Origin of the sequence: Halomonas sp. 707D4 (assembly GCF_024158685.1) — a bacterium.
Taxonomy (GTDB): Bacteria; Pseudomonadota; Gammaproteobacteria; order Pseudomonadales; family Halomonadaceae; genus Vreelandella.
On sequence record NZ_JAMZBD010000054.1, the window covers coordinates 1 to 10,896 of the forward strand.

At 66.7% G+C, this 10,896-nt stretch carries 6 protein-coding genes; 4 read left to right on the top strand and 2 right to left on the bottom strand.

The window, feature by feature from the left end; translation table 11 throughout:
* Nucleotides 1-30: 30 nt before the first annotated feature.
* The 4 genes from BIS11_RS03990 to BIS11_RS04005 are packed head-to-tail and all read left to right on the top strand — an operon-like array spanning nucleotide 31 to nucleotide 9,991.
* The gene (locus tag BIS11_RS03990) at nucleotides 31-5,325 is read left to right on the top strand and encodes an Ig-like domain-containing protein (RefSeq protein WP_253585753.1); all 5,295 of its coding nucleotides are present in this window, start codon (nucleotides 31-33) and stop codon (nucleotides 5,323-5,325) included.
* Nucleotides 5,322-6,683, top strand: coding sequence for a TolC family protein (locus BIS11_RS03995; RefSeq protein WP_253422351.1), 1,362 nt, complete (start codon nucleotides 5,322-5,324; stop codon nucleotides 6,681-6,683). Before BIS11_RS03990 ends, BIS11_RS03995 begins: the two co-directional genes overlap by 4 nt.
* Entirely contained in the window at nucleotides 6,670-8,826 is a 2,157-nt protein-coding gene (locus tag BIS11_RS04000) for a type I secretion system permease/ATPase (RefSeq protein ID WP_253422353.1), read from the top strand. Before BIS11_RS03995 ends, BIS11_RS04000 begins: the two co-directional genes overlap by 14 nt.
* On the top strand, nucleotides 8,813-9,991 hold the full coding sequence (locus tag BIS11_RS04005; RefSeq protein WP_253422355.1) for an HlyD family efflux transporter periplasmic adaptor subunit: 1,179 nt from the start codon (nucleotides 8,813-8,815) through the stop codon (nucleotides 9,989-9,991). Before BIS11_RS04000 ends, BIS11_RS04005 begins: the two co-directional genes overlap by 14 nt.
* Here BIS11_RS04005 and BIS11_RS04010 read toward each other — a convergent pair.
* The gene (locus BIS11_RS04010) at nucleotides 9,972-10,541 is read right to left on the bottom strand and encodes a hypothetical protein (protein WP_253422357.1); all 570 of its coding nucleotides are present in this window, start codon (nucleotides 10,539-10,541) and stop codon (nucleotides 9,972-9,974) included. The two genes, BIS11_RS04005 and BIS11_RS04010, sit on opposite strands and share 20 nt — an antisense overlap.
* 68 nt (nucleotides 10,542-10,609) lie before the next feature.
* A partial coding sequence (locus BIS11_RS04015) for an alpha-hydroxy-acid oxidizing protein (protein WP_253585754.1) occupies nucleotides 10,610-10,896 on the bottom strand: 287 nt, incomplete at its 5' end.

Sequence of the window (10,896 nt, forward strand, 5' to 3'; positions counted from 1 at the left end):
CCCCGGCCCCCCCCCCCCCCGACGCTGGTAGTGGTCAACGACCCGGGGGTCACGGGCGACGGCCCCACCGCCGATGGCACCTTGCGCCTGGTGGGGCTGGAGCCGGGGGCGAGCTGGGAGTTCAGCCTGGACGGGGGGCAAAGCTGGCTCCCGGGTCAGAACGGTACCTTGGTCCTGCCTGAAAGAGTCTACGCAGACGGGGATATACGGGTTCGCCAGACGGACGCGGCGGGTAATCAGAGTCCGGAGGGAACGTTCGGGCCGATCACGGTCGATCTCACCATCACACCACCGGAAGAGCCGGACGCCCCGGCCACGCCGACCTTGAGCCTCGCGGTGGATACCGGGGAGGCGGACGGCATCACCAGCGACGGCACCGTCGACGTCGGAGGGCTGGTTCCGGGTGCTGTCTGGGAGTTCAGCCTGGATGGCGGTGCCAACTGGCAAACCGGTACAGGCGCGAGTTTCCTTCTGCCGGAAGGCGTCTATCCCGCCGGGCAGGTGCAGGTTCGCCAGAGCCTGGACGGCCTGACCAGCGGCACTCAACCCCTGGCGTCGGTCACGGGGGCCCGGCCCCCCCCCGCCGCGCTCACCCTGACGCTGGTCACCGATACCGGCACCGTTGACGGGGTGACCAGCGACGGTACCGTGCGGGTCGGTGAACTGGAAGAGGGCGCACGCTGGGAGTTCAGCCTCGATGGCGGTACCACCTGGCAAGTGGGTAGCGGGGCCAGTTTCCTGCTGCCCGAAGGCGTCTACGCCGAAGGCCAGGTGCTGGCGCGCCAGTTCGACCTGGCGGGCAACGAAGGACCCGACAGTGCGCTTGCCCCGGTCACCGTTGATGTGACCAGCCCCGGTGGCGATGCGGGGTCGGATGCGCCCTACATCGCGCTGCCGGAGCTGGTACGCGGCTTCATCAATGCCGAGGCGGCCCAGGGCGGGATCGAGCTCGGGGTCATGCTGACCGAAGGCACTCAGGCGGGAGATATCCTGACCGTCACCCTGAGCGGCGGTACGCGACTGGAGTTCGATTATCTGCTGACCGCAGAGGACATCGCGGCGGGCATGATCGTGGTGGACCTGGCGTCGACTTACCCGGACGGCCGCTACAGTGTCTCTGCCGCCATCGTCGACGGTGCCGGTAACCGCTCCGCGGTTTCCAACGCCATCGGCTTCGAGCTCGATACCACGGCGCCGGATGCCACGACCACGGCGATCCGGGTCAACCCGATCACCGCGGACAACGTCATCAACCTGGTGGAGGCGGGACGCAGCGTCGAGATCTCCGGGCGCGTCGAAGGCGAGTATCGCTCCGGGGATGTGCTCAACGTCACGGTTAATGGGGCCGACTACAGCGTCAACGTGGGAGCCGGAGGCGCCTTCAGCGTCACGGTACTGGGCAGCCTGCTTGCCAGCGCCGTACCGCCGGTAGTGGCCTTCGAGCTGCTGGCTCGGGACGTCGCGGGCAACGTCGGCACCATCGAAACGAGCGTGGGCTATGCGGTCAATCTGGCCACACCCACCATCACCATCGATCCGGTGACCGGTGACAACGTCATCAATGCGCAGAACATCGCCAATGGGCTTCAGGTCACCGGTACCGTCGAGGGCGCCGCTGACGGGTCGACGGTCACGCTCTTCATTGGCGGCGCCTCCTTCGAAGGAACGGTACAGGCAGGCACCTGGAGCGTCAGGGCGCCGGCGGCGTTCCTGCGCGATCTCGACAACGGCAACCTCGAGCTAACGGCGCGGGTCGTCAACGAAGCCGGAAACCCGGGGCAGTCGGCGCCGGTCCAGGTACTGCTGGATACGGTTCGCCCGAGCGCCACCATCACCATTTCCGATACGCTGATCGGCGGTGGCGAGACGGCGCTGGTCACCTTTATCTTCAGCGAGGCGGTGACGGACTTCACGCTGAGCGACGTGCAGGTCACCGGGGGCAGCCTCGTCGACCTGAGCACCTCCAACGGCATCACCTGGACCGCCAGCTTCCAGCCCGGTACCGCCTCCGGCCAGGCCAGCATCGCGCTACCCGGTGGCAGCTACACCGATCTTGCGGGTAACCTCGGCAGTCCGGCCAGCATCGGCGGCATCACCGTGGACATCGATCCGCCCACGTTGAACTCGGTCACCTTTGCCATCGGCGCGCGGCCCCTGACCTCGGCGGAGAGCACCACCGTGACCTTCGCCTTCAGCGAAGCGGTCACCGGCCTCACCCTGGACGACTTCGCCGTGACCGGCGGACGGCTGACCAACCTGGTAAGCCTCAACGGCGGCGCCACCTGGACCGCCACGTTCCGGCCCGATGGCCTGGCGAGTTCGGCCTCGATCTCCCTGCCCAGTGGAAGCTTTACCGATCTCGCCGGAAACCCGGGCGTCGGCGGCGTGAGCCCGACCCTTCCAATCACCATCTTGCAGCCCGTACTGTCGATCGCGGCCTCGGAAGATGGCTGGATCAACGGACTCGAGGCAGTGGGCGCCGAGGTGCAGGTCGGCTTCGGTGGCCTGCCCGTCGCGGCGGGGGACGTCGTCACGCTGAACGTCTTCGCCCGCGCCGGCGGCGGCCTGGCGGTCGGTAGCACCATCGCCACGCTCACCTACGCCTTGACCGCCACGGACGTGGCCAACGGCTATGCGCGGTTCCCGCTGGACATCGCCACGGAGTATACCTTCCAGCCCGCCGGCGCGCGGGTAAGCATCGGGGGCAGCGCGCTTTCCCAGGAGGTCGATTTCGTGCTCGATACCGTGCCGCCGGGCCGCGCGGTGGCCGACGGTACCGAGGTGGCGGGCAACGGTATCCTGATCGATACCCTGCTCAACCCCGGTGAAGGCATTCGCCTGCGCATCGAGGACGAGACGGATACGCTGCGCGTACTCGATACTCGGGACTACCCGGGGCTGCTGACCCAGAACGCCAGTGGCCAGTACGTGCTCAACCTGTTCGTGCTGGCGCTCAACCTGCAGCAACTGTTGGGCAATGACCTTGAGGGGCTGCTCGATCTTCGAAGCCTCGATCTGCAGCTTTCAAGCTATGATCGTGCCGGCAACGAGAGCGACATCGTCACCTTGACCGATGTCAACCTGCTGGGGCCGGTCGTTTCGCTAGTCGATTTCACCGGATCGCTGGTCGGCGTGACCGATCCGGGGGCTTCGGTCGCGGTCACCGTGCGGCTGGGCGGAGTGACCCAGACCGTTACCGTCGGCTTCGATAACAACGGCGCTTTCGCCATCGATCTTCTGGCCAATCCGCGCCTGAACTTCAGCCTGAACGATCTGCTGCGTGCCTCGGTCACGGCGGTGGCCACGGACGCTCAGGGCAACCGAAGCTTCGCCCCGGTCACGGTCAACCTGGTGGATCTACTGCCGGTACCCCTTTCCACGCTCGACTTGAGCCCGATCACCAATCTGGTGGTAGGCGGCTCCGGGGCCGTGGCGGCGTTGACCAACATCGTGTTGCCGGCGGGCAGCGAGCTCACCGCCACCCTGGACGTCGGGGGGCTCGGCACGGTGAACGTTCCGGTGACGAGTGGCCCGGGAGGTGCGCTTTCACTCAACCTGGGCGCGGCACTCACCTCGGCGGTCAGCACGTTCAACTTGCTGGGCGGAGTGGCCGGGCTTCTCACCGGGCGTGGGGCCACCCTGACTCTCGAGTACACCTCGCCGCAGGGGGTCGTGGGCACCACGGAGGTGGCGCTGCTGGGCAACGCGCTGGCCTCGCTGACCTTCGGTGCCGTTCGCGAGACCGTCATCAACGGTACCGAACAGGCGGACGTGCTCATCGTCGGCGCCGGTCAATCGGTCCAGGCGCTGGGGGGTAACGATCTCATCGTGCTGAGAAGCGATGCCTTCGCCAGCATCGATGGAGGTGCGGGTTTCAACACCCTGCTCGTCGAAGGGCGCCAGACCCTGGATCTGGCGGACTTCGCCCGCATGAGCAACATCCAGCGGATCAACCTCGGCAGCACGGGCAGTACCGTGCAGCTGAATGCCGCCACTGCCAGCGCGCTCGCCGGGGAGGGCGACACGCTTCAGATCCTGGGGGGCGCCAGCAACAGCCTGGTCATCTCCGGTGCCGCGGCCTCGGCGGGCACGACGGTCATCGATGGCGTGACCTATCGCCTGATTCAACTGGGTGACACGACGCTCGCGGTCAACCAGGGCATCGCACTGGATTTCGTGCCCACCATCAACCAGACCGCCGGCTACATCATCAGCGGCGGCGGCGAAGCGGGGGTCGCGGTGGCCGTACAGGTCGGCAGCACCACCTACAACACCCGGGTGAACGAGGAGGGTGAGTGGCGACTAGTCCTCAACCAGCCCGCTGCCGCCGGTAGCCAGATTCGCGCCGTGGTGGGCGGTGACACCACCGAGACCGTCAGCGTGCCGACCCCGGTGGCGGCACCTACCGGTCTTTCGATTCGTACGCCACCGCTAGTGGGCCTGCTGGCCTCCTTCCTGGAAGGCAGTGCGGTCGGTGCCCAGACGATTCGGCTGGATGTCTATCAGGACGATCTCTTCTCGTCGCTGCGCAGCAGTACCATCAACGTCAATGCGAACGGCACGTTCTCGGTGGGCACGACGGTGCTGAGCAACCTGCTCAATAGCGCAACATCGCTACTGGTGGGAAGCGAGGGAGTGAACGTCGGCTTCACTGCCGTACGCAGCGATGGTTCGCACAGCACGACCGAAGTGGTCCATTTCGGATCGGCGCAGTCGGTCTTCACCAATCCGGTGGGGGCCATCACCTCGACGCTGGGAGGGGTGATTGGCGGGGTACTCGGAAGCAACCATGCGCTGCCGGTCACGCGCTCGTTCTACGATGGCAGCGATCGCGCCGACCTCGTGCAGGGCAGCGCACGGGATCAGGTCTTCACCACCGATGACGGCAACGACGTGGTGATCAGCGTGGGCGGGCGAGACGTCATCAATACCGGCGACGGCGACGACGTCATCGTGTTGCGCAATAACCAGTTCGCCAGCATCGACGGCGGGGACGGCTTCGACATCGTGGCGCTGGGGGCCGGTATCAACCTCAACCTCACCAGCACGACCGTAGGCGATATCAACAATATCGAACGCATCGCGCTCGGCAAGGGCAACGGTGCCAATCGACTAACGTTGAATAGAAGTGCCCTTGTCGAGCTGACCGATGATGATAACGTTCTACAGGTCACCGGTGACAGCCAGGACCGTGTCGACCTGGCCGGTGGCAACTGGACGCGAACAGCGACGCAGACGGTGGATGGCGTGGTCTTCAACGAGTACGTCAACCAGGGGGCCGTGCTGTTCATCGAGCAGGGAATCAGCGTGGTGGAGGTGACTTGATCCAGGTAACGAGAGATATCACGCAGCACGGCGGCAAGCGTCTCGAGGCGGCGCTTGCCAACGCTTTCAAGCAACAGGGAGGACGACGCTGGCGATACGCTCTGGTGGGGCTTGGGCTCATGCCGATGACGGGGTTGGCCATTACCCTCGACGAGGCGGTACGACGCGGACTCGAGATCAACCCGCTGGTGGCCCGCGCCGAGCAGGAGCTCCTCGAGGCGCGAACGGAGGTGGAGATCGCCCGTGACGGCTACTGGCCCACGGTCGGGCTCTCCGCCGGGCCTGAGGGTTTATCGACGAGCAACTTCGGCTACGACCTGACCGCCAGCCAGACGCTCTACGACTGGGGGCGGGTCAGAAGCCAGGTGGACGGCGCCTCTGCGGTCGAGCGCCAGTTCGAGCAGGAACTGAACCTCGTTTCCGAAGAGGCGGCGCTGGATATCGCCGAGGTCTACCTGGATGTGGCGAATGCCCGCCGACGCGAAGCGGTGGTCGAGCGCCATATCGAGGCGCTCGAGCGCATCGGGCGTCTGACCCGCTCGCGTAGCGATGTCGGCTATGCCGACCGTACCGAAACCGATCGAGCCGCGCTCGAGATCGCGCGTGCGCAGGAACAGGCGGCGCTCGAGGAGGGGGCCCGGCGCGATGCCGTGCTTCAGTTTCGTCGGTTGGTAGGCGAGGCGCCCGATGCGATGGTCTGGCCCGACCCACCGGCACTGACGGCGATACTGCGTGAGGCGCCTCAGGTGCTCGACGAGGCAATCCTCGACTCACCGCAGTTTCGCCAGAGCGAGGAGCGCATCGCCCAGGCACGCGCCGGAACCCAAGAGGCGCGCGCGGCGCTCAAGCCGCGGCTCAACCTGGAGGGGTCGATGCTGCGGCGTGAAATCGGCGGCACCATGGAAGACGACACCGTGGTGGCGCTGCGGCTGCGCATGGACACCTTTCAGGGGCTCTCCAATTTTCGCCGTACCGAGTCCGCCCAGCAGCGGCTCGAAGCGGCGCGCTGGGGAGTGGAGGTGGCGAGGCGTGACGTTGGGCGAACGCTCGGCTCGTTGATCGAGAACGTCGAGGCGCTCGGCTGGCGCCGCGAGGCTCTCGAGGCCCAGCTTGGCAACGCGGCGAGCGTGGTCGAGGTGTACGAGGAGCAGTTCGCCATCGGCCTGCGCGACGTCTTCGATCTCTTGAGCCTGCAGCGCGACGCCTTCGAGGCCGAGCGGCAGCTGGTGGAACTCGAGACCGAGCAGGCGCGCCTGCAGTACCGCGCCGCGGCCCAGCTGGGCCTTCTTCACCCGTTGATGATATCGACGCGAGACGAGATGGAGCATCTCATAAGGACCCGTCATGCCGCGCCCTAGCGTTCACTCTCCCGACGATGCGTTCAACGAGGGCCTGGCGCTGCTGTGTCGCCAGTTGGGTAGGCCCACGGCCAGCGTCGAACTCACCGATGGTTTCGCGCTCGAGCAGGGGCGGCTGCCGCTCTCGCTAGTGCCACGTTCGCTCAGGCGGGCAGGCATGACCGGCCGGGTGGTCGAGCTCTCGCCGGCGCGACTTTGCGAGGGCCTTCTGCCGGCGCTGCTGCTGCTCGACAGCGGCTCGGTGTGCCTGCTCGTCGAGCGACGCGGCGACGAAGTGGTCATCCTGGTGCCGGAAACCGGCGGTGGCGAGGAGCGCCTGACCTTTGATGCGCTCACGGCGCGCTATTCGGGCGTGGCCGTGGTGGCCCGTCGTGAGTATCGCGGCGATGACCGCGCCGGCGGCTTCGCCCGCACCCAGCGCGAACACTGGCTCAAGGGGCCGATACGCCGACAGTGGAAGACCTACATGGAGGTGGGGGTCGCGGCCTTGATGGCCAACCTGCTGGCGATCGGCACCGCCATCTTCGCCATGCAGGTCTACGATCGCGTGGTGCCGAACGATGCGCTCGACACGCTGTGGATCCTGGCCAGCGGCGTTGCCCTGGCCGCCACCTTCGAGTTCGCGCTGCGGGTACTGCGCGCCCGGCTGATCGATACCACCGGCAAGCGCCTCGACCTGAGTCTCTCCTCGCGGCTCTTCGAGCAGGTCATGCAGCTGCGCCTCTCCGCCAAGCCCGGCTCCACCGGCGCCTTCAGCAGCCAGCTTCGCGAGTTCGAGTCGGTGCGCGAGTTCTTCACCTCCTCGACCATCGGCGCGATCAGCGATCTGCCCTTCGTCGCGCTGTTCATCGCCGTGATCGCCTACATCGGCGGGCCCATTGCCTGGGTGCCGCTGGCGGCGGTAGTGCTGATGGTGCTGCCGGGAATTCTGGCCCAGCCGCGCCTTGCAGCACTTGCGCGTCAGAACCTGCGCGAAGGGGCCATCCGCCAGGGCGTGGTGCTGGAAACCCTGGAAAACCTCGAAACCGTCAAGACCACGCGTGCCGAAGGCCGCCACCTCAGGATGTGGGACTCGCTCTCGGCGCAGCTGGCCGATGCCGGCGTTCGGCTGCGCTCGCTGAGCTCGATGCTGAGCTTCGGCGCCGCCTTCGTGCAGCAGCTTTGCTATATCGGCGTGGTGATCGTCGGGGTCTACCAGATCAGCGCCGGGGCACTGACCGTCGGGGCCTTGATCGCCTGCACCATCCTCGCCTCACGCACCATCGCGCCGATGAGCCAGGTGGCCGGCATCCTTGCCCGCTGGCAGCACACCAAGGTGGCGCTGGAAGGCCTCGACGACGTGATGAAGGCGCCGGTCGAACGCCCGGAAGGGCGCACCTTCGTTCACAAGGCGAGCCTTGCGGGCACCTACGAGCTCAGCGACGTGAAGCTGAGCTATCAGCAGGATGGCCCGGTGGCGCTCAATATCGAACGCCTGAGCATCACCGCCGGTGAGCGTATTGCGCTGCTGGGCGGCAACGGCGCCGGCAAGTCGAGCCTCTTGCGCCTGCTGGCGGGGCTCGGTGACACCGACAGCGGCGAAATCCTGCTCGACGGGGTCAACATCACCCAGCTCGAACCCGCCGACAAGCGCCGCGCCATTGGCTACCTGCCGCAGGATATTGCGTTGTTCTACGGCACGCTGCGCGAGAACCTGCTGCTCGACGGTCAGGCGCACAGCGACGAGACGCTGCTGGAAACCCTCGAGTCGGTCGGCCTCGGCAGCTTCGTGGGGCGCCACCCCCAAGGGCTCGACCTGCCCCTTCAGGGCAGTCGCAGTCTCTCCGGCGGCCAGCGCCAGGCGGTGGGGCTGGCCAGGCTGCTGCTCCAGGACCCGCGCATCGTGCTGCTCGACGAGCCGACCGCGGCGTTTGATCAGACCAGCGAACGCCGCGTCATCCAGTCCTTGAGCGACTGGCTCGAACAACGCACGCTGGTGCTCTCCACCCACAAGTCGACGCTCTTGTCGCTGACCCAGCGCGCCGTGGTGCTCAGTGACGGCAAGCTGGTGATGGATGGGCCGGTGGAGGGCGTGGTGAACGGCAACCAGGTGAAGGTACCCGCCCGAAAACCCCAGGGAGTGCGCCGCCATGACGCCCAGTGAAACGATTCGTCGCGAGCTCGAGGACCCGCGGCTGGCGCTGACCCCTCGCCGCAGCCACGTCATTCTGTGGGTCAGCGTGCTGGCCTTCGTCGCCTTCGTTGCCTGGGCGGCCTGGGCCAGCATCAACGAAGTGACCAAGGGTGAAGGCAAGGTGGTGCCGTTCACGCGGTTACAGACGATCCAGAGCTTCGAAGGCGGCATCATAGCGGAGCTTCTGGTGGGGCGGGGCGATCGGGTCGAGATTGGCCAGCCGGTGGTGCGCCTGGACGATACGCGCTTTCGCAGCGCCTTCCTGGAGACCTCGAGCCAGATCGAGGTGCTGCGCGCGGCCATCGCACGCCTGGAAGCCGAAGTGCTGGAGCAGGCGGAGATCGAGTTCCCCGAGGGCATCGACCCCGACGGGGGGCTGGCGGCCTCGGAACAGGCTTTGTTCAACGCCCGGCGCGGGCGGCTGCGCGAGGCGCAGGGCTCGATGAACGAGGAGATCGCCCTGGCCCGGCGTCAACTGGCGCTGGTCGAGCCCCTCGTGCAGAGCCGCTCGGTGAGCGAGATGGAAGCGCTCAAGCTGAGCCAGACCATCGCCGGGCTCGCCGGACGCCTGGCGGAGCTGCGCAATACCTACGTTCAGGATGCCTATACCGAGCTTGCCACCAAGAAGGCAGAGCTCGCCACCCTCGAGCAGATCGTGATGCAGCGTCGCGACCAGCTCAATCGTACCGAAATCCTCTCGCCGGTACGCGGACGGGTCAACGACATCCTGGTGACCACGCTGGGTGGCGTCATCCAGTCCGGCGAGCCGATCATGGAGATCACCCCGATCGAGGATCGGCTGTTGATCGAGGCGCGCATCAAGCCCCAGGACGTGGCGTTCATCGCCCCGGGCATGCCGGCCAGCGTCAAGATCACCGCCTACGACTACACCATCTACGGCGATCTCAAGGGCCAGGTCGAGCAGATCAGCGAAGACACCATCGAGGAGCAGACCCCGCGCGGCACCGAGGCCTTCTACGAGGTGCTGATCGTCACCGACGAGACGCACCTGCAGCGCCATGGCGAAACCCTGCCCATTCGCCCGGGCATGCGCGCCGACGTGGACATCCAGACCGGCGAGCGCTCGCTCTTGAGCTACCTGTTGAAACCGCTGATCAAGGCGCGGCTCTATTGAGTGGTTTCCGTGCGTCGCTGTCGGCGTCTTGCGCCTTCTCCAACTGCCGAGTCACCTCTTCAATACTGCGCTGGTAGCTTGCACGCTCCGCGGCGCTGATGAAGCCTTGCTGGCGGGCAAGCTCTTGAACGCTGCGCTCCAGTTCGTCGAGTTCGTATAGATAGGCGTCGCGCTTGGCCTCGTCCAGTTCCGGGCGCGAGGCGAGGCGCGCCCGCAGTGCTTCGGTATGCTCCCTGACCCAGGCCTGTTCGCGCTGGGATACCTCGAGCCCCTCGTCGGTGGGGTAGCCCTCGAGCCCGGACGCCTTCAGCAGCGCCCAGAGAGCCTCTTCCGGGCGATAGGTGCCCGCGAGTGTCGGTGCCTGACGTTCACCTACGAGGGCCGTGTCCGCCTCGATGACGCAGCCCGTGCGCTCGGTCAGGGCTTGAAGGGCCTCGTCCAGGCGCTGGGCGGGAAAATTGTAGCTGACAAGCTCGCGCGAGCACTCGGCCCAGGCCGGGGTCGCGGCAAGGGCGAAGAGGGCGCAAGCGGTGACGAGACGGTGGTTCATCGAGGACTCCTCGTGCGGGGGGCGGTGCGCGTCTAGTATCCGGCGTTGTCGCTTGAAACGCCATCACCTCATGACATCTGCCGAAGACACCGCTCATCCAGCTCGTTCAAGTTCGTGAACCCCAGCAGGCCGAGGGTGGAGGCCATCTCCTTTTCCAGCAAGCCGAGGGCGTGGGTGACGCCGGCTTGCCCGCCGGCGGCCAGGCCATAGAGCGTGGCGCGACCGAGCCATACGGCGTCGGCGCCCAGCGCCAGGGCCTTGACGAGGTCGGTTCCACGGCGAAAGCCGCTGTCGACGAACAGCTGGCAGCGCTCGCCCACCCGCGCCTTGACCTCGGCCAGCGTATCCATCGGCG